24 protein-coding genes and 1 other RNA gene are annotated in these 19,051 nt (G+C 55.9%); 13 read left to right on the top strand and 12 right to left on the bottom strand.

The window, feature by feature from the left end:
• Positions 1 to 1,332: methyl-accepting chemotaxis protein (locus tag AC3B8H_RS08685; protein ID WP_488441196.1), on the top strand; the 1,332-nt coding region annotated here is incomplete at its 5' end.
• Positions 1,333 to 1,335: 3 nt separating this feature from the next.
• Here the strand turns inward: AC3B8H_RS08685 and AC3B8H_RS08680 are convergent.
• Positions 1,336 to 1,530 carry a hypothetical protein gene (locus tag AC3B8H_RS08680; protein WP_488441195.1) on the bottom strand — a complete coding sequence of 65 codons (195 nt, stop codon included), beginning with the start codon at positions 1,528 to 1,530 and terminating at the stop codon, positions 1,336 to 1,338.
• Between the two features lie 609 nt (positions 1,531 to 2,139).
• On the opposite strand from AC3B8H_RS08680, the gene nifH reads away from it, so the two are divergent.
• The 9 genes from nifH to AC3B8H_RS08635 all read left to right on the top strand — a co-directional run bounded on the left by nifH (position 2,140) and on the right by AC3B8H_RS08635 (position 9,507).
• A complete protein-coding gene (gene nifH / locus AC3B8H_RS08675; protein WP_488441194.1) occupies positions 2,140 to 3,015 on the top strand; it encodes a nitrogenase iron protein in 876 nt (291 codons plus the stop codon).
• A gap of 100 nt (positions 3,016 to 3,115) precedes the next feature.
• Positions 3,116 to 4,600 carry a nitrogenase molybdenum-iron protein alpha chain gene (gene nifD / locus AC3B8H_RS08670; RefSeq protein WP_488441193.1) on the top strand — a complete coding sequence of 495 codons (1,485 nt, stop codon included), beginning with the start codon at positions 3,116 to 3,118 and terminating at the stop codon, positions 4,598 to 4,600.
• A gap of 156 nt (positions 4,601 to 4,756) precedes the next feature.
• Positions 4,757 to 6,328 (top strand): nitrogenase molybdenum-iron protein subunit beta, encoded by a 1,572-nt coding sequence (gene nifK / locus AC3B8H_RS08665; protein ID WP_488441192.1) that lies wholly within the window; start codon positions 4,757 to 4,759, stop codon positions 6,326 to 6,328.
• A gap of 60 nt (positions 6,329 to 6,388) precedes the next feature.
• Entirely contained in the window at positions 6,389 to 6,610 is a 222-nt protein-coding gene (nifT, locus tag AC3B8H_RS08660) for a putative nitrogen fixation protein NifT (protein WP_064027250.1), read from the top strand.
• Positions 6,611 to 6,613: 3 nt separating this feature from the next.
• Positions 6,614 to 6,814 (top strand): 4Fe-4S binding protein, encoded by a 201-nt coding sequence (locus AC3B8H_RS08655; protein ID WP_064027252.1) that lies wholly within the window; start codon positions 6,614 to 6,616, stop codon positions 6,812 to 6,814.
• A gap of 4 nt (positions 6,815 to 6,818) precedes the next feature.
• On the top strand, positions 6,819 to 7,517 hold the full coding sequence (locus AC3B8H_RS08650; RefSeq protein ID WP_488441191.1) for a NifB/NifX family molybdenum-iron cluster-binding protein: 699 nt from the start codon (positions 6,819 to 6,821) through the stop codon (positions 7,515 to 7,517).
• Positions 7,514 to 7,780 carry a DUF6129 family protein gene (locus AC3B8H_RS08645; protein WP_488441190.1) on the top strand — a complete coding sequence of 89 codons (267 nt, stop codon included), beginning with the start codon at positions 7,514 to 7,516 and terminating at the stop codon, positions 7,778 to 7,780. The genes AC3B8H_RS08650 and AC3B8H_RS08645 overlap by 4 nt, the downstream gene beginning before the upstream one ends.
• A gap of 7 nt (positions 7,781 to 7,787) precedes the next feature.
• Entirely contained in the window at positions 7,788 to 8,552 is a 765-nt protein-coding gene (locus tag AC3B8H_RS08640; RefSeq protein ID WP_488441189.1) for a 4Fe4S-binding leucine-rich repeat protein, read from the top strand.
• On the top strand, positions 8,545 to 9,507 hold the full coding sequence (locus tag AC3B8H_RS08635; RefSeq protein WP_488441188.1) for a hypothetical protein: 963 nt from the start codon (positions 8,545 to 8,547) through the stop codon (positions 9,505 to 9,507). Before AC3B8H_RS08640 ends, AC3B8H_RS08635 begins: the two co-directional genes overlap by 8 nt.
• Positions 9,508 to 9,618: 111 nt before the next feature.
• Here the strand turns inward: AC3B8H_RS08635 and ssrS are convergent.
• The 3 genes from ssrS to AC3B8H_RS08620 form a co-directional block, all read right to left on the bottom strand.
• A non-coding RNA gene (ssrS, locus tag AC3B8H_RS08630) (6S RNA) lies at positions 9,619 to 9,798 on the bottom strand.
• Positions 9,799 to 9,818: 20 nt separating this feature from the next.
• Positions 9,819 to 10,115 carry a cell division protein ZapA gene (locus AC3B8H_RS08625; RefSeq protein ID WP_488441187.1) on the bottom strand — a complete coding sequence of 99 codons (297 nt, stop codon included), beginning with the start codon at positions 10,113 to 10,115 and terminating at the stop codon, positions 9,819 to 9,821.
• Complete coding sequence (locus AC3B8H_RS08620) at positions 10,112 to 10,339, bottom strand: TIGR02449 family protein (RefSeq protein WP_064027264.1); 228 nt, start codon at positions 10,337 to 10,339, stop codon at positions 10,112 to 10,114. The genes AC3B8H_RS08625 and AC3B8H_RS08620 overlap by 4 nt, the downstream gene beginning before the upstream one ends.
• A 107-nt stretch (positions 10,340 to 10,446) precedes the next feature.
• On the opposite strand from AC3B8H_RS08620, the gene AC3B8H_RS08615 reads away from it, so the two are divergent.
• Genes AC3B8H_RS08615 through ubiH form a run of 3 tightly spaced genes read left to right on the top strand, consistent with a single transcriptional unit; the run spans position 10,447 to position 13,507 of the window.
• A complete protein-coding gene (locus tag AC3B8H_RS08615; protein ID WP_488441186.1) occupies positions 10,447 to 10,974 on the top strand; it encodes a UPF0149 family protein in 528 nt (175 codons plus the stop codon).
• A gap of 10 nt (positions 10,975 to 10,984) precedes the next feature.
• A complete protein-coding gene (pepP, locus tag AC3B8H_RS08610; protein WP_488441185.1) occupies positions 10,985 to 12,292 on the top strand; it encodes a Xaa-Pro aminopeptidase in 1,308 nt (435 codons plus the stop codon).
• Entirely contained in the window at positions 12,293 to 13,507 is a 1,215-nt protein-coding gene (gene ubiH / locus AC3B8H_RS08605) for a 2-octaprenyl-6-methoxyphenyl hydroxylase (RefSeq protein ID WP_488441184.1), read from the top strand. It begins immediately after the preceding gene.
• A gap of 17 nt (positions 13,508 to 13,524) precedes the next feature.
• Here ubiH and efpL read toward each other — a convergent pair whose 3' ends face one another.
• The 8 genes from efpL to AC3B8H_RS08565 form a co-directional block, all read right to left on the bottom strand.
• Positions 13,525 to 14,091 carry an elongation factor P-like protein EfpL gene (gene efpL, locus AC3B8H_RS08600; protein WP_488441183.1) on the bottom strand — a complete coding sequence of 189 codons (567 nt, stop codon included), beginning with the start codon at positions 14,089 to 14,091 and terminating at the stop codon, positions 13,525 to 13,527.
• Between the two features lie 3 nt (positions 14,092 to 14,094).
• Entirely contained in the window at positions 14,095 to 14,823 is a 729-nt protein-coding gene (locus AC3B8H_RS08595) for an arginyltransferase (protein WP_488441182.1), read from the bottom strand.
• The gene (gene aat, locus AC3B8H_RS08590; RefSeq protein WP_488441181.1) at positions 14,811 to 15,503 is read right to left on the bottom strand and encodes a leucyl/phenylalanyl-tRNA--protein transferase; all 693 of its coding nucleotides are present in this window, start codon (positions 15,501 to 15,503) and stop codon (positions 14,811 to 14,813) included. Before aat ends, AC3B8H_RS08595 begins: the two co-directional genes overlap by 13 nt.
• A 135-nt stretch (positions 15,504 to 15,638) precedes the next feature.
• Positions 15,639 to 15,980, bottom strand: coding sequence for a hypothetical protein (locus AC3B8H_RS08585; protein ID WP_488441180.1), 342 nt, complete (start codon positions 15,978 to 15,980; stop codon positions 15,639 to 15,641).
• A gap of 321 nt (positions 15,981 to 16,301) precedes the next feature.
• Positions 16,302 to 16,922 (bottom strand): urease accessory protein UreG, encoded by a 621-nt coding sequence (ureG, locus tag AC3B8H_RS08580; protein ID WP_488441179.1) that lies wholly within the window; start codon positions 16,920 to 16,922, stop codon positions 16,302 to 16,304.
• Between the two features lie 268 nt (positions 16,923 to 17,190).
• Complete coding sequence (locus AC3B8H_RS08575) at positions 17,191 to 17,865, bottom strand: urease accessory protein UreF (RefSeq protein ID WP_488441178.1); 675 nt, start codon at positions 17,863 to 17,865, stop codon at positions 17,191 to 17,193.
• Complete coding sequence (ureE, locus tag AC3B8H_RS08570) at positions 17,855 to 18,286, bottom strand: urease accessory protein UreE (protein ID WP_488441177.1); 432 nt, start codon at positions 18,284 to 18,286, stop codon at positions 17,855 to 17,857. Before ureE ends, AC3B8H_RS08575 begins: the two co-directional genes overlap by 11 nt.
• A gap of 481 nt (positions 18,287 to 18,767) precedes the next feature.
• Positions 18,768 to 19,051: hypothetical protein (locus AC3B8H_RS08565; RefSeq protein WP_488441176.1), on the bottom strand; the 284-nt coding region annotated here is incomplete at its 5' end.

Genomic DNA, 19,051 nt, shown 5'->3' with positions numbered 1-19,051 from the left:
ATGGAGAATAGAATGTTCGATTTTTTCAATCGCCGCCTGAAGGCCGACTTGGCCGAGGCTCGGCGCCGCTTGGCCGAGACCACCGATTTTGCCGACGCCATCGATGCCAATATCGCCACGATTCAGTTTCAGCCGAACGGCACTATTATCGGCGCCAATCGCTTGTTTCTGGAGGTTGTTGGTTACTCGGCCGCCGAATTGCAGGGCCAGCATCACCGAGTCCTATGCGATCCGGGGCATGCCAACAGCGCCGAGTATGGGACGTTTTGGAGCAGCCTGAGAGCCGGACGCAAGCAACAAGGCACCTTTCAACGCCGTCGTAAAACCGGCGAGACGCTTTGGCTGGAAGCCACGTATTTTCCCGTTGTGAATCAGCGGGGCGAAGTGACGCGGGTGTTTAAAATCGCCGCCGACGTGACCGAGATGCAAGATCGCCTCCGGGACCAATTGGCGATACAAAAAGCTATCGATCGCTCAATGGCGGTCATCGAGTTTAAACCCGATGGGACAATCGTCACCGCAAATGCGAATTTCCTGAGCCTGATGGGCTACCAACTCGGCGATTTGGTCGGCCAGCATCATCGAATGTTGTGCTTCGAACAGTTTTATCGGGATCAGCCGAACTTTTGGGAGAAAATCCAGCGCGGCCAATTCCAATCCGGACAATTTCAACGCCGCAATGCCCGCGGCGATAGTGTTTGGCTGGAAGCCTCCTACAATCCGGTGTTCGATACCGACGGGCGAGTGCTGAAAGTGATCAAGTTCGCCAGCGATGTGACCGAAAACGTCAATCGCAATACCACGGTAATCCAGGCGGCCGAGATGTCGTTTTCCACAGCGGAAGAAACCAGCCAGATCGCGCAAACCGGTGCCGAGTTACTGGCGACCTCGGTCACGATGTCCAATGAAATTACCGATCAGATCAACCAGACCGGCGAGGTGATCAACCGGCTGAACGAACAATCCCGCAATATCGCGGCGATCGTTTCGACGATACGCGAAATCGCCGATCAAACCAATTTACTGGCGCTAAACGCCGCCATCGAGGCGGCGCGGGCCGGCGACCAGGGGCGGGGCTTCGCGGTGGTTGCCGACGAGGTACGGCAATTGGCGGCGCGCACCAGCAAGTCCACCGCCGAAATCGATCAAGTGGTTTACGCCAACCGTAACTTGACCGCGACCGTGACCGAACGGATGGACATCGTCAGAAACAGCGCGCAATCCAGCAACGAGCAAATTGCTCAGGTCTCCAGGGTCATGGACGAAATCTATCTCGGCGCGGTGAACGTTTCCAAAACCGTCGCCTCGTTATTGACCGACAAGCGCGGGTAAGACTCAGCCGTCCTCGCCCGGGTCGCGCTTGGCGCGGCTGAACAGGTGTTCCAGCCGCGCGCGTTGGCCGGTGTCGGTTTTCAGCAGTCCGGCATCATGGCCGTGTTTGATCAAGCCGATATAGTCGCCGTTGGCGCGCGGCATCGCAATGCTTTGCCGGTCGCCCGGTTCGTCGAGGTCTCTCGTTTCATACCGCAAACAATGTCCGAACAGGTGCCTAGGATCAAGCGGTCGGACCGGTTTTCGTGGTTCAACGCCTGTTGTTCCTGCAACCCTTATGTTAAGGCCGCCAAACCGAGTTTCGGGTCGTCTGAATCCTGAGCGGCGGTGCCTGTGTTTGCTTAACCCCAGTATTGATTGGCCGCGGCCAACAGCGCCGAGTGTTTGCCGTGGCGCCGCAACGAGAGCGTTGAAGCAGGCATGGCGACACGCCTGGCGCGTCCGCGCGTTCGTGAAGAAGAGGAAATCGGCGCCCGCCGAACTCGTCGGGCCTAACGCCGATACCACATTATATATAGCGTCAATCGGAGTCGCGAAAACGGCTTGGGTCGGTATTGGCGCATGCCCTTGGCGCCGCCGACGACGCGGGTTTAAACGTACTCGATTGGCGTTGTCACAATAACCACACGTGGGCTGTGAGTAAAACGACAGTGGGCGATACAAAATGTTGGGTATGCGACTACATTGTTGGGCGTTTTTTTGATAAAAAAACATTTATATATCAATAGTTTGTCTTGTATCGGCAAACTGGCACGTCCATTGCTGTAGTAGGGTTGTTATTAACAAAGCCCACAAGAGGAGAAAGTCATGGCGAAATTACGTCAATGTGCTATTTACGGTAAAGGTGGTATTGGTAAATCCACCACAACCCAAAACCTGGTTGCCGCTCTGGCGGAAGCCGGTAAAAAAGTGATGATCGTCGGTTGCGACCCTAAAGCCGATTCTACTCGCTTGATCCTGCACTCAAAAGCGCAAACCACCATCATGCACTTGGCCGCCGAAGCTGGTAGCGTCGAGGACTTGGAACTGGAAGACGTATTGAAAGTCGGCTACGGCGACGTCAAATGCGTTGAATCAGGCGGTCCTGAGCCAGGAGTTGGTTGCGCCGGCCGTGGTGTTATCACCGCGATCAACTTCCTGGAAGAGGAAGGCGCTTACGACGACGAACTCGACTTCGTATTCTACGACGTATTGGGTGACGTTGTTTGCGGCGGTTTCGCGATGCCTATCCGCGAAAACAAAGCGCAAGAAATTTACATCGTTTGCTCTGGCGAGATGATGGCTATGTATGCCGCCAACAACATCGCCAAAGGTATCGTCAAATACGCCAACTCAGGCGGCGTTCGTTTGGCCGGTTTGATCTGCAACTCACGTCAAACAGCTCGTGAAGACGAACTGATCGAAGAGTTGGCAAGACAAATGGGCACTCAAATGATCCACTTCGTACCACGTGACAACGTTGTACAACGTGCCGAAATCCGTCGTATGACTGTTATCGAGTACGAACCAACCGCGAAACAAGCCGACGAATACCGCGCTTTGGCTCAAAAAGTTCTGCACAACAAAAACTTGGTGATCCCTACTCCGATCACGATGGACGAGTTGGAAGAGTTGTTGATGAACTTCGGTCTGATGGAAGAAGAAGACGCATCTTTGATCGGTAAAACCGCTGCCGAAGAATAAGTCTTGCTAGAAACCGGCGGGCGGTTTGCCGCCCGCCACCCTATCTGTTCCCAAAAACTGTCTGTTGGGGGATTGCCCACGACATTAGGAGGATAACATCATGGCAGCCATGACAAGAGAAGAGACCGAAGCGCTGATTGCAGAAGTGCTGGAAGTCTATCCCGAGAAAGCCAAAAAAGACCGCGCGAAACACTTGGCGGTCAACGATCACGAGTTGGAAAAATCCAACAAATGCATCACTTCAAACCGCAAATCGTTGCCGGGCGTAATGACCATTCGTGGTTGCGCGTATGCCGGTTCCAAAGGTGTGGTTTGGGGTCCGATCAAGGACATGATCCATATTTCCCACGGTCCAGTCGGTTGCGGTCAATATTCCCGCGCCGGCCGCCGTAACTATTATGTCGGTACCACCGGTGTCAACACCTTCGGTACGATGAACTTTACCTCTGATTTCCAAGAGAAAGACATCGTATTCGGCGGCGACAAAAAACTGGCCAAATGTATCGATGAAATCGAAGCTCTGTTCCCGTTGCACAAAGGCGTTTCGATTCAATCCGAGTGCCCGATCGGTCTGATCGGCGACGACATCGAAGCGGTTTCCAAGGTTAAATCCAAAGACATCGGCAAAACCGTGGTACCAGTGCGTTGCGAAGGCTTCCGCGGTGTTTCCCAATCCTTGGGTCACCACATCGCCAACGACGCCATCCGCGACTGGGTTTTGGATAAAAGCGACGGTAAACAACCCGCTTACGAAGTCGGTCCATACGACGTAGCCGTGATCGGCGACTACAACATCGGTGGCGACGCTTGGGCTTCGCGTACCCTGTTGGAAGAAATGGGTCTGAAAGTGGTCGCGCAATGGTCCGGCGACGGCACCATCGCCGAGATCGAAAACACCCCGAAAGTGAAATTGAACTTGATCCACTGCTACCGTTCGATGAACTACATCGCTCGGCACATGGAAGAAAAATATTCCATTCCCTGGATCGAGTACAACTTCTTCGGCCCAACCAAAATCGCCGAATCACTGCGTAAAATCGCCGCTCACTTCGATGACACCATCAAGGAAGGCGCGGAACGCGTGATCGCTCGCTACAGCTCCGAATACGAAGCCGTTATCGCCAAATACAAACCGCGTCTGCAAGGCAAACGCGTGATGTTGTACATCGGCGGTCTGCGTCCTCGTCACGTGATCGGTGCTTACGAAGACCTGGGTATGGAAGTGGTTGGTACCGGTTACGAGTTCGGTCACAACGACGACTATGATCGTACCATCAAGGAAATCGGCAATGCCACGCTGTTGTATGACGATGTCACCGGCTACGAATTCGAAGAGTTCGTCAAAAAAGTTCAACCCGACCTAATTGGCTCCGGCATTAAAGAAAAGTACATTTTCCAAAAAATGGGTATCCCATTCCGGCAAATGCACTCTTGGGATTACTCAGGCCCATACCACGGCTACGACGGCTTTGCCATCTTCGCCCGCGATATGGACATGACGCTGAATAACCCATGCTGGAAACAAATCAAGGCGCCTTGGAAAACCGATGCGTCTGAGAGCGAAGCGGTAAAAGCAGTCGCCTAATAGCGAATGCAATGATGCCGTGGGGTGCGCGGCTTTGCCTCTCGGGCAACGGGGCGTACCCTGCTTTTCGAAGATCGGGTTGCTTGGACAAAGAGCAGCCCGACTAAATCCAATCAACGCCGGACCACAGATTAGTGGCGCGTTTAGGAGATTATCATGAGCCAAAATGTCGACAAAATAGCCCCTAGTTATCCCTTGTTTCGAACCGACGAATACAAGGAAAATCTTGCCAACAAGCGTGCGCAATACGAAGAGCGTCACCCGCAAGATACCATCGACGAAGTATTCGAATGGACGACGACCAAGGAATACCAAGAATTGAACTTCAGCCGTGAAGCGATCACGATCAATCCGGCTAAAGCTTGCCAACCACTGGGCGCCGTGTTGTGCGCATTGGGTTTCGAAAAAACCATGCCTTACGTCCACGGTTCGCAAGGTTGCGTGGCTTACTTCCGTACCTACTTTAACCGCCATTTCAAAGAGCCGGTCTCTTGCGTTTCCGACTCGATGACCGAAGACGCGGCGGTATTCGGTGGTCAGAAAAACATGTTTGCCGGTTTGGAAAATGCTAAAGCCTTGTACCAACCGGACATCATTGCCGTTTCGACGACTTGCATGGCCGAAGTAATCGGTGACGACTTGAACGCGTTTATCAACAACGCCAAGAAAGAAGGTCACGTGGATCAAGACTTCCCCGTGCCATTTGCTCATACCCCAAGCTTCGTCGGTAGCCACACTACCGGCTGGGATAACATGTTCGAAGGCATGGCGCGTTACTTCACGCTGAAAACGATGGAAGGCAAGGAGCCTGGCAAAAACGGCAAAATCAACTTCGTGCCGGGCTTCGAAACCTATTTGGGCAACTACCGCGTCATCCACCGGATGATGAAGGAAATGGGCGTCGATTACACGCTGCTCAGCGATCCGACCGAAGTATTGGATACCCCGGCCGACGGTACTTTCCGGATGTATTCCGGCGGCACCACGATGGATGAAATCAAGGATGCGCCGAACGCGATTACCACCGTGTTACTGCAACCTTGGCAATTGGAAAAAACCAAAAAGTTCGCTGAAACCACTTGGAATCACGATGTGCCGAAACTGAACATTCCGATGGGCTTGGAATGGACCGACGCGTTGCTGATGAAAGTCTCCGAACTGAGCGGCAAACCCATTTCGAAGTCACTCGAAGTCGAACGCGGCCGTTTGGTCGATATGATGACCGACTCGCATGCTTGGCTGCATGGCAAAAAATTCGCGTTGTACGGCGATGCCGACTTCGCGTTGGGTATGACTAAAATGCTGCTGGAATTCGGCGCCGAAGTCACCGACGTGTTGGTCAACCACGCCAACAAACGTTGGAAAAAAGCTTGCGAAGAAATCTTGAAAGCGTCGCCTTACGGCCAAACTGCTACCGTGCATATTGGTCGCGACTTGTGGCACTTCCGCTCGCTGATGTTTACCAACAAACCGGACTTCATGATCGGTAACTCCTACGGTAAATTCATCCAACGGGATACCATGTACAAAGGCGAAGAGTTCGAGGTTCCGCTGATCCGCATCGGCTTCCCGATTTTCGATCGCCACCACTTGCACCGTATGACCACCCTGGGCTACGAAGGCGCGATGTACGTGCTGACCACGCTGGTTAACGCGGTACTGGAGCAGTTGGATAAGGAAACCCGCGGTATGGGAACCACCGACTACAACTACGATTTGATTCGCTAACAAATCGTTTACCCGCGGGGGCAAATGCAAGTTTGCCCCCGCTTTCGTTTGGAGAAATCTATGCCCAGCGTCATGCTCAGAAAACGCGAAGATGGTAAACTGCTGTTCTATGTTGCCAAAAAAGACTTGGAAGAAACCATAGAATCGTTAGAATTCGATGGCGAGGACAAATGGGGCGGCGAAGTCACGTTGGGCGATGGCTCAAAATATTACTTCGAACCGATGAGTCCTCCACCGAAAATCCCAACTACGTTGCAAGCCAAGCGATTAGCGGAGGAATAACGCATGACTCTCTACATTGTTGCCGAGGAATGTATTTCCTGTGGTGATTGCAAACCCGTATGCCCGACCGATTCGATTAAGGAAGGGGCGGTGGTGTTCGAAATCAACAAAAAAACCTGCACCGAGTGCAACGGTGACTTCGACGAACCGCAATGCGTTAAGGTTTGCCCGATCGACAATTGCATATTGCCGTTAGTGGCATAGTGCCATGCGCCAGTCCGCCTTGACGAGGGAACTGGCTTTGCGTATCGGGTTGGCGTCTCGAGCCTTGCCCGATACCGCTCCCAAATTATTTGTGTCGATTTTGCACGCGTGCGTGGGCCCGGTACTGGACGGCGCCACGCTGGCGGAGCTTGGCGAAGACCGCTTCCGCCAGGCGCTCAACAACTTCGGCATCTCGGCCGATCCTCAAACCGTGCGTTTAACGTTGGGGATTTTGCAGAGCGTTGCCTTTCCCGATCCACCCAAGCCGCAAACCTTGCCGGCCAACGCCGCCGGTTCGATTTTGGTGGCGGTCGGCAGCGATGATCCGACCCGGATCGCTGGTCATTTCGGTTCTTGTCGCCAGTTTTTGGTCTATCAAGTGTCGGCGGAAGAGGCTCGGTTAATCGATATTCGCAGTGTCGATATTGATGCTCAGCGTCGGCATGCCGACAAGAATTCTTACCGTGCTGAGTTAATTGCCGATTGCCGCGTACTCTACACCGCGTCCATCGGCGGCCCCGCGGCGGCTAAAGTCGTGAAATTCGGCACACACCCAATCAAGACCGAACTAGGGGCCGTCGTCTCCGAACTTCTCAATCAATTGCAAACCGTCCTCGCCGATGCGCCGCCGCCTTGGTTGGCCAAATCGATGGGCATCCGCGCGGGCCGCCGTGTCAGTCTCGAACAGGAATCCACTTCATGATTAAACCCGAACAATTGGCGGAAATCGCCGGTAAAATTGGCAGCGACGTCCTCAGCGAAACTGTGGTCGGCACGCTCCGCGAAGCCTACCCCGACATCCATTTCACCTATTGCATGGACGACGACATTCCCAACAACGAACCGTTGCTCGAGGGACGCGGATTTAACTTGTATTTGGTGGACGGCCGTGAACATTGTTTATGCCTCACCAGCAATTACGAACATGCCACCGGCATTGTGATCGCCGAAGTGATCGAGGATTGAGTGCGGCATGGCGGAAACAGACGCGCCCGATTCCACGCCGATAGGTGATTGCAGTATCTGCCCCTTTCGCGGAAAAACGCTGTTGATGGGGCGCTGCATGCCCGGCGACACCTGCGTGTTCGTCGATAGCGGCCGCCAGATTGATCGGTTTTTTCGGGTTAATCCGGCCTATGCGACGCACTATTTGAACGATAAATTCTGGGAGCGGCGGGCGATCGCGGTACGCTACGCGCCGCAGAAGGCCCTGCAAGCGCTGATACACGACGAGGACGAAGTGGTGCGGCGGGCGGTCGCCTTCCGCTTGCCGGCGCAACAGTTGCAAAGCTGGATAGACGATCCGGACCGGGAAGTGCGGATGACGGTTGCCGACCGCATCGATCTTGAACATCTCGAATTACTGGCGAACGATCCGGATTATATTGTTCGTTTGACTGTCGCAAAGCGCTTGCCGCCGGGTCGCTTGTTCCGCTTTATCAAGGATGAGGATTTGCAGGTGCGTAAGCGGGTTGCCGAACGATTGCCGGAAGTCAGCTTGGGACTGATGGCCGAGGATCCCGCGTCCGATGTGCGCCGCATCGTCGTCGAACGCATGCCGCCCGACGATGCCGCGACGATGTTGCAAGACCCGGATTGGGTGGTGCGCTATACTGCGGCGGCCAAGGTTGAACCCGCCCGTTTAACGGTATTGGCGGACGACCCGGAACCCGATGTAAGGGAATTGGTACAACAACGCTTGAATTCCATTAACAGCCCCAAAGCCGAACATGACTGAAGCCCGACTCGCGATTGCCGGACAAGACATTGCCGAATGCTGTAAAAAGATCATCCCAGGTCAAACCGACGAACTGTTGCAAAACAAGCTGCAACAATTGATTCCCGATTTCCCGCTACGCTTGGCCATGATAGGCGACGAGTGGTACAAGCTTGGCGGTGTCGTCGACATGAACGGCACCCGGATCGCCAACGACATCACCGAATGGGTGGAGCGGTCCTACATCGAGTGCGGGCAGAATCTGCAGACGCTGATCGAGTACGCGCTGGAACAAAAACTGATTGCCACCAAACAGACCGGTAAAACCCTGTATTTCGTCGTGCAGACCGGCGACAAGGCAGAAGATTTTACGCTGATCGAAATCGATAAGACCCACGAAGTTTCGGATCGGATGCTGGTCGACGAAGCCAATCCGCCGGACGATCTGGAAGAGTTTATCGATCCGATTCAACCGTTTTGTATCGAGAGTTTTGGTTTCGGCCATTCGCGCTACGCGTATCGGCGGAAGACCGACGTGGCATTGTTCATGGGAGTGATAGACGAGCGCCATCCCGGCGAGCATTCGGTGCGCCGCTTCATGGACGATTGGAATCGCAGCAGCGCCGGGCAAGTCGCTCGAATGTCGGAAGACTGGATCATTCGGCCCTATTCCCACACCGGCCGATTTGGCGAGCAAATCGTCAACGTCGAATTGGTCAACACCCATAAACATCAATTGCCGCAGCTGGAAGACTTCGCGGGTAAGAAAGGCAGTGCTCTCAGTAACGTGCTGACCCGCTTCGACCGCCAGGCCGGCCATCCCTTTGCCTGGTTTTTCTATATGCTGAAGGGGCGCTTGGTCTCGACGCATATCGCCGAATCGGTATTTCGCGACATTTCCGGCGATTTTGCCTACTTGCCCAAGCGCGACGAAGCGGTATTGCGCGACTGGATTGCCACGCCGTATAACGTTTAATCAAAGTACTGGAGCTTCGGGGCCAGGGCGCGAGTTCGCTCGGTGGCGCGTTGCGGGTGAGGCTTTGGCGGCCGAGACTTGGAAATCGGCGCCACGGAATGGCTGAAAAGAAAATCTCCCGCCTGCGCCGTCTGATACTTTCGTCCTTGAACCGGAGGTTCAAGTGGAAACCAAATCCAGTCAATCAGGCTTCCTGAATGAACAGGCATGCACACCATGACGGGTAAAAAGCTTCCGGGGCAAATGCAGGTTCAGGAAACACCCAGTACTGCTCGAACGCCGCAGGAGATAGGGTCGCTATTCTAAACGAATTAAGGGGTTTCCAAAACGTTTTCTATCTTGCGGCGTAAATCCGCCAATCGGCCCGCCATGTCCGGGCTGGAGACAGAGGTTTTATTGCCGGATGCCAAATCGTGGGCGAGATTCAATGCCGCCAAGACCGCGATCCGATCGGCGCCGGAGACTTTGCCGGTATCGCGGATTTTGCGCATTTGCCGATCCAGTTCGCGGGCGGAATCGATCAGCGTGTCTTTTTCCTCGGCGGCGCAAGCGATTTTGTATTCCTTGCCCAAGATGTTTAACGATACGGCTTGCATCGTTTTACTCATGAGTCGTGCTCCATCGCCTTCAAGCGGGCGATCATCGCTTCGACGCGGGCTTTGGCCAATGTGGTTTTTTCAAGGAGTCTGGCTTTTTCCTTGACCAAGGCATCCTGTTTTATTTTCAAGGACTTGTTTTCGTTTTTGACTTGATTGTATTGTGCTATCAGCGCATCCAGCTTGGCTTCCAACGCTTCGAGCTCGGTAGTCGGGTCTTTTTCGCTTTGAGACATAGCACGGAGAGGAGTTGAACCGATATGGCGGTATAATCGTCGGGATTTCCGAACAATGTTAGCATAAGCCTCGTGATTAAACAGCCTATCCAGGGGTCAAGAGCCAGATGACCTATGAAACCTTAAACGCCATTTTGGAGCAACACGATGCCGACATGGGCGGCGCGGAAGCGCACGGTATCGCCACCGGCATGCTGTGCGTTGAAACCCGCGCCGACTTTGCCAATTGGCTGCACGAACTCTTCGACGAAGACCGGGAGTTGATCGACGAAGACCGGGAGTTTTTGGCGAACTTGTTCGAACAGACTCGGCAACTTCTGGAAAATCAGGATCAGAGCTTTGAGTTCGATTTGCTGATGCCGGAGGAAGCCGCACCGCTGGACGAACAAGTCGAGGCTTTGCGTTGCTGGTGCCAGGGCTTTTTATTCGGGGTCGGCTATGCCAAAACCGATGCGGATTGGCCCGGCGATACCGCCGAAGTGATGCGCGACATGATAGAGCTGACCAAAATCGACAGCGATGTTGGCGGTGAAGACGACGAAAGCGCGTTGATCGAAATCCGCGAATACGTGCGCGCCTCGGTGTTTACGGTCCGCGACCAATTTGCCGGCGACGGCGATCAACAAAGGCATTGATCTTTTCGACATGAAACAAAGCGAATTCAAGAAACGCCGGTCGGCGCTCATGAAACAGATCGGCAAGGGCAATATCGCCATTATTGCCAGTGCCCCGCAGCGCACCCGCAACCGCGACGTGCATTACCCGTTTCGGCAGGACAGCGACTTCTACTACCTGACCGGTTTCAACGAAGCCGAATCCATGGCGGTCTTCATCCCCGGCCGCGAGAAAGGCGAATACATACTGTTTTGCCGCGAATTCGACGAAAAAAAGGCGCTATGGGAAGGTGCGCATGCCGGCCTGGAAGGCGCCACCCAGCATTACGAGGCCGACGATTCCTTTCCGATCGACGATCTGGACGACATCCTGCCAGGCATGCTGGAGAACAAGAGCAAGGTGTTCTACCCAATGGGCAAGGACAGCGATCTTGACCACAAGCTGATGGAGTGGATCAACAACATCCGCAAACAGTCGCGAACCGGCGTCAGCGCGCCCGGCGAACTGGTCGCGCTGGAGCACATCCTGCACGAAATGCGTTTGTTCAAAAGCCCCGAGGAATTGAAGTTGATGCGGCGAGCGGCGGAGGTATCCGCCAAGGCCCACGTTCGGGCGATGCTGGCCTGTAAACCGGGTTTGTACGAGTATCAGATCGAAGCTGAACTGATCCACGAATTTATTCAGGACGGACTGCGGGCGGTAGCCTATCCGTCCATCGTCGCCGGCGGTAAAAATGCCTGCGTGCTGCATTACGTCGAGAACAAGGACAAGTTGAACAAGGGCGATTTGCTGCTGATCGACGCCGGCGTCGAATGCGATCATTATGCCGCCGACATCACCCGCACCTTTCCGGTTTCGGGCAAGTTCAGCGAAGCGCAACGCCTGCTCTATCAGTTGGTACTGGATGCTCAAGCCGCCGCGCTGGCCGAAATCAAGCCCGGCAATCCTTGGAACGCGGCGCACGACGCCTCGGTGACGACGTTGACCAAGGGTTTGGTGGAGTTGGGATTGTTAAAAGGCCGCGTCAAGAAATTGATCAAGGACGAAAAATACAAACAGTTTTACATGCACCGCATCGGCCACTGGCTGGGCATGGACGTACACGACGTCGGCGATTACAAAATCAAGGACGAATGGCGCTTGTTGGAGCCCGGTATGGTGTTGACGGTCGAACCCGGCCTGTACGTGCCCGCCCAATGCGAAACGGTTGACAAACAATGGCGCGGCATCGGCATCCGGATCGAGGACGACGTGCTGGTGACCAAGGACGGCCACGAGATTCTGACCGGCGGCGTGCCGAAAAGCATCGCCGATATCGAAGCGTTGATGAACGCCTAAATGGCTCGCGATTACGATCTGATCATCGTCGGCGCCGGTTTGGCGGGCAATTGTCTGGCCTTGGCGCTGAAAAACAGCGGCTTGAAGATCGCGCTGGTCGAAGCCAATAGCCGAGAACAACTCCGCCATTCTCCGGCCGGCGACCGGGCATTGGCGCTGGCCAAGGGCACCGTTGAATTGCTGGATCGCTTGGGCGCGTGGCGCGGCGTCGCCAGCAAGGCTACCGCGATCGCGGATATCCACATCTCCGACCGCGGTCATTTCGGCAAAACCCGGCTTTCCGCGGCGGAGCAGGGCGTTGATGCCCTGGGTTACGTGATTGTCGCCCGCGACATCGAACAGCATGCGGCCGACCTGGTCGAAAAAACCCAGGTCGAATGCTTTTATCAAACGCGGGTGGCCGGCTTGATGGCCGGGCACGATGCGGTCAATGTCAGCTTGAAACAGGCCGACGGCAGTTCGTTGAATCTCAGCGCGCAATTGCTGGTCGGCGCCGACGGCGGCAACTCGACGGTGCGCAAGTTACTGGAAATTCCCCAGCAAATCAGCGAATACGGGCAGACCGCGCTGGTCACCACGGTGCAATCGGCCTTGCCCAACCGCCAGGTCGCCTTCGAACGCTTCACCGAATTCGGCCCGCTGGCCTTGCTGCCGGTCGCCGCCAGGCAATCGGCGGTGGTCTGGACCCGCAATCACGAGCAGGCCGAGGCCTTGCTGGCCGTCAACGATCGCGAGTTCCTCGCCGAACTGCAAGACTGTTTCGGCTACCGTTTGGGCGAATTGAAATTGATCGCGCCGCGCCGCGCCTTCCCGCTGAGTCTGATCCGCGCCGACAGCATGGTGGCCGATAGAACCGTCATCATCGGCAACGCGGTCCACCAATTGCACCCGGTGGCCGGGCAGGGTTTCAATCTGGGTATTCGCGATGTTGCATTGTTGGCGGAGATGTTGATGGACCAGCACGATCGCGGCGGCGATCTCGGCGCGGCGAGTCTGTTGCGCGACTACAGCCGGCAACGCCGTCAGGATCACGATCGCACCATCGGTTTTACCGATACCGTGGTGCGCCTGTTCTCGAATAGCCATTTGCCGACGGCCGCGCTGCGCAACGTCGGGCTGGCGGTTTTGGATCACCTGCCGTTCGCGAAATCGGCCTTGGCCAAGCATGCAATGGGCTTGGCCGGTAAAATGCCGAAATTGGGCCGGGACGACTGATTTCGCCGGTCGTCCGGCTAAGCCCTGGACGAAAATTCGCCGGTTTCGGTGTTCACCTTGATGATCTCGCCGGTTTCGATGTATTCCGGGATCTGCACTTCCAGGCCGGTGGTCAACTTCGCGGTTTTGGTGCGTTTGGTGGCGCTGGAGCCCTTCATCGACGGCGGGGTTTCGACGATCTGCAAAGTCACCGTCGTCGGCAATTGAATGCCCAGCGGCGCGTCGTCCATCAGCAACATGATGATGCCTTCCAGGCCGTCGCTCAAATACAGGGTCTGGCCTTCCAAATCCTCCGCCGCCAGCGCGTATTGCTCGTAAGTCTCGCTGTTCATGAAGTAATACGTGTCGCCGTCCTGGTAGGAATACTGCACGTTGCAACGCGAGCAATCGGCGGCCTTCAGCATGTCGTCGCTCTTGAAGGTTTCGTCCAGCTTTTGGCGGGTTTTCATGTGGGTGAAGCGGACTTTATACAAGGTCGTCGCGCCGCGCGAGGTTGGATTGCGCACGTCGATGCTTTTGACGACATAGGGTTCGCCGTTGATTTCGATAGCGGTTCCCTGCTTGAGTTCGTTGGCTTTAGGCACTGCTTATTCCTCGTGGATTGAAGGGGGTAAAAGGGTTTGCCACTGGCCGGCGATCAGGCCGGACAAGGGTTGATACTCGATTTTGTAGCGCATTTTACGGCATTCGGCGATCCAGAAACCCAGATAAACGTAGGGCAGTTCCAATTGCTTGGCGTGCTCGATTTGCCAAAGCACCGCGTACACGCCGGGGCTATACGCCGCCAAGGCCGGGTCGAAAAAGGTATACACCGCCGACAGGCCGTGGTCGACGACATCGACCACCGCGACGGCCGCCAAGCGCCCTTCGATCAAAAATTCGACGAAATGCGTGTCGCACCAACGGCTGGTGAGAAAGCGCAAATAATCTTCCTCGCTCGGTGGCGGCTCATCCGGTTTGTCGTGGCGAGCCCGCAAGTAGGTTTGGTAAAGCCGGAAATGGCGCGGATCGAATTCGGCGCTGCAGATGACCGTCCGAGTGGCGGCGTTTCGCGCCAGACAGCGGCGCTGTTTGCGGTTCGGTTGGAAATCGCGCACCGGAATGCGGGTCGGTATGCAGGCTTGGCAGTGGTTGCAATGCGGCCGGTAGACGTGGTCGCCGCTACGGCGAAAGCCCAGTTCGATCAGGCGCGAATAAACGGCGGGATCCAGTTCGGTATCGGGATGAACGAAGGCCGAGCGCGCGCGCCGCTGGTTCAGGTAAGCGCAGTCCTGTTCGCCGCTCAGCCACAGCGAAATCGATTTTAAATTTGCCACGCTTGCGGATGCGGTGCCTGTTTGCACAACACGGCCAGTGCCGCCGCGAATTCGCGGCGTGGGATGTCCTCGGCGCCTAAACTGAGCAAATGATCGCTACTGACCTGACAGTCGATCAAGCCGTAGCCCCAGCTAGCCAAGTGGCGCACCAAATCCACGAACGCCACTTTCGACGCATCGGTGGCCCGATGGAACATCGATTCGCCGAAGAACACCCGGCCGATCGCCAGACCGTAAAGGCCGCCGACCAGTTCGCCGTCCCGCCACGCTTCCCAGGAATGGGCGATGCCGAGCTTGTGCAGCATCTGGTAGGCGGCGCGCATATCGTCGGTGATCCAGGTGCCGCGTTCTTCGCCGCGCGGCGCGGCGCAAGCCTCGATCACCCGGGCGAAAGCCGTGTCGTGGCGGGTTTCGAAGCCTCCCTTGCGCAGGGTTTTCCCCAAGCTGCGCGAAACTTTCAAACGTTCCGGAAACAACACCAGCCGCGGATTGGGCGACCACCACAGTATCGGCTCGCCGGGGTTGAACCAGGGAAACGCGCCGTGCTGGTAAGCGTTAACCAGACGTGTCGGCGATAAGCAACCGCCTATCGCCAGCAGGCCGTTGGGTTCGGTCAGCGCGCGTTCCAGCGGCGGAAACGGTTGGCCGGGGAGCAGGGGATCAAGAACGCTGAGTTGCATGCGAGCCGGGCGTGAATGATGAAGTCGCGGACATTGTAAAGCAATCCGGCCGGCGGTGGATGGCGGGAGATCGGCCGGTTGCCGTTGGCGTTGTGACTTCGCGGCGGGCTGGAATCGGTCGGGTTGAAGCGCAAATTAGGTATTCAGCGACAGTCCCAGCACGAAATCGACCAGATTGAACGCCAAGCCGAAAATGGTCAGCTCCAACTTGGCGGGCGATTTAAACAGCGAGGTCGTGGCCAGTAACATGCCGCAAGCGTTGGCGGCCAGGAAACCGTACTGCAACAAGCGCAACACCAACAGCGAATTGTGGGCGGGGCCTTCGCTGGCTTGCACCGCGAACGACAGCGGCAACAAAAACGTCAGCCAGACTATCAGCGCGATGCCGCCGATAATCAATGCCGATCTGGCATAGCCGTATGAGCGATAGCGGCGGGTGCGGGGATGGGCCGGGCGGGAGATTTTGTTGTGAGTCAAGATGGAAACGGGCGGGCTAGTGGCGGTAGGCAAGTGCTATGCGTTTGAGCGGGCAAAGGGGGCGGATGATGGCTGAAAACCGCCGAGCCGTGCAAGCTTTATCTTGCCATCGACGCGGCACTTCTGCTGACTTTTAGCATGCCATGCGGCCGAGCCGAGTCAAGGTGAGGTGCGTAAAAAGCGCCCGCCATGGTGCGTCAGCCCCCGTTCCGCGCCAAATTTACGCGCGGCTTCGGGGCTGAGGGAGTGATCGCGGAACCGGGGGGCAGTTGTCAACCACGAGCCGGATGGCGCCCGGCCCGCTGAACGATATGCGGTGGTTTAGGCCGGCGCCGCCAACATGCCTTGGGTGACGATGAATTGAGCGATGGCGTCCAGGCCAACGCCGGTTTTGATGTTGCTGAACACGAACGGCCGCTCGCCGCGCATCTTTTTCGCGTCCCTGTCCATCACCTCCAACGACGCACCGACGTGGGGCGCCAAGTCGATTTTGTTAATCACCAGCAAATCCGATTTGGTGATGCCGGGCCCGCCCTTGCGCGGAATCTTGTCGCCGGCCGACACGTCGATCACGTAGAGGGTCAGATCGGCCAGTTCCGGGCTGAAGGTGGCGCTGAGATTATCGCCGCCGCTTTCCACCAACACGAAATCCAGTTCCGGAAAGCGCTCGCACAACTCATCGACCGCCGCCAGATTCATCGACGCATCCTCGCGGATCGCGGTATGCGGACAGCCGCCGGTTTCCACGCCCAGGATGCGTTCTTCCGGCAAGGCCTGGCTGCGAATCAGGAACTGCTGGTCTTCGCGGGTGTAAATGTCATTGGTGACCACGCCGATTTGGTAATCGTCGCGCATTGCCTTACACAAGGCATCCACCAACGCGGTTTTGCCGGAGCCCACCGGGCCGCCGACGCCGATTCGTAATACTTGTTTGTCAGTCATGTGTTCTCCAGTAGGCCGGATACGCTCCGGGATTTAAAAATGCCAAGCCTCGATTTCGCTGTGCTGTATCGGGGCTACCTTTTTCAATCGGAAGCGCCGTGGTATGGCGTAGGCGATTGAATTAAGGCTTAACCGTTCGCCCCTCGTCGAAGGGTGAATGGTTATAAAGGGTACAAGAGCCGAGCATGGCTCGACAGGCTCACCACGAACGGCTTAACTTAACGGCATGAAAGTTCAAGGTGGGCACGTTAAGTGCCCACGCGGAATCTCAAGACCGAAATAACCGCGAATACTGCATCTCATGCCGACTGCTGGCCAAGGCTAAACCAAAGCAACTGCCGCCGATCTCCTCGTCCGCCAGCCGAAAAGCCTGCTCGACCAAAGCCGGCAAGTCGCCAGCCAAGTTTTGCAACAACTGCTGCCCGGCCACCTGGCCCAGCGGTACCAGCTTGATCGCGCCCAGCACTTGGTTTTCCAGCCAGCCCCACAGGTAACCGCTAACCGCGTCGGCCTTGTCGATTTGCCAGCGCACCGCCGCCAACGCAAACAAATTCGCCAACGTGGCGTCCGGCCGCTTTTGCCAAGATTGCGCTTCCGGCATCGCCAGATTGACCAGTAAGCGCGCCAAGGCCTGCCCGGTCTGCTTGTCCTCGGCGCGCAGTTCGGCGGTTTCCCGGCAGGCTGTCAGGATTTGGCTCCAATGCTCGACGGCGTGCAGATCGCCAGTGTGCCAAGCATCGTATAGCCGCGCCAACAGCGGCGCATCGACCTTGCCCAAGCCGTTGCGCAACAGGCCGCGCAGCCAGTCGCCGGTTTGCTCGGCGCTCGTCACCCAACCGTCCTGCACCGACGTTTCCAGCCCCTGCGAATAGCTGTACATGCCGATCGGCAAACTGGGGCTGACCAGTTGCAGCAGCCGCAGCAACGACAGATTAGTGACCATGGCTATGGTAGGCGCCGGCTTCCGGTTCGAACGGCAGCGTTTGATGTTCGACAGTCAGACCCAAACCGATCAACATTTGATCCAGCACGTGGTCGGTCAAAAATCGCAACTCGCCGGGCAAGATTTGCAGCGCCACGTGGCGGTTGCCCAAGTGGTAACAGGCGCGGGCGAACAGTAAAGGATCGGCGCATTTGACGGTGGACAGAGCTTCCGGTGCCGCTTCGACCTTTACTTTGAAACCTTGGGTGTTGGTCAGCACCGCGCCGTGTTTCAAGGTTTGCCCTCTCGGTAAAAACACGCCAACTTGGACACCGCCTTGGGTGGTGGCCGGTTGCCGGGATTTTTGGCGGGCCTCAAAAGGTAGGGTCAGGGTGTCGTCGGGGGATTCTGTGGTTTGGGTGGTTTCGGTGAGTTTTAGCATTTTGGTTTTTTGTGTAGGTTGGGTTAGGCGGAGCCGTAACCCAACACGTCGGCTTATGGAGTATTTGATAACTTTTGGTTTTGTTGTGTCGCTTCCGCGACGGTTATTTTAATGTCGGTTCGCGGACCGACAGCCGCGATACTTTTCTTTGCTTGTCCAAAGAAAAGTATCCAAAAGAAACGACACCCCATGCCGCTTGAATCCTGCGCTCCGAAGGGTTTGAGCGGGGTTTTTCGAAGGGGCATCCAGCCCCTACGAAAAACGCGCGGCGTCCCTGCCGCGCCCCTTCGGGCAATTCCGCTCAAACCCTCCGGTGCTCGGCGCGGCATCAGGGGAGAAAAACCGTCCCCGGATTGAAAGCTGTCTTGTTCTGTATCGTTCTCTCTCCAGCATTGGAATACAGTTTGAACTGCTCAGCGGTTCGAGGCGCCGGGCGCCACACCAAATGGTTCCCAGACAGAGCCTGAGAGCTATAAAATTTTTAATTTACGGAGGGATTTGAGTTTTTTATAAATCGAGTTAACTTTTTTAATTGATCTCGTAAATCTAGAACATTAAAGTCAGGCTCAAAATTGGAAACGATATATCTGGCAACCTCCACCTTTGAAGCTTGCTTTTGGTTACCGCCTTTTGTTGTTATCTTTAACAAGTTGTCATATTGACTAAGCCCATTGTCGAATTTCGATTCAGGATTTAGTTTGCTAACTGCGTCTTGAATATGAGCTATTGGAAGATAGTTTTCAATTTCTCTTCCCTGGGTAATCC

It is taken from the genome of Methylomonas sp. BG-2, assembly GCF_057766305.1.
This window is presented reverse-complemented; position numbering and strand designations above follow the sequence as displayed.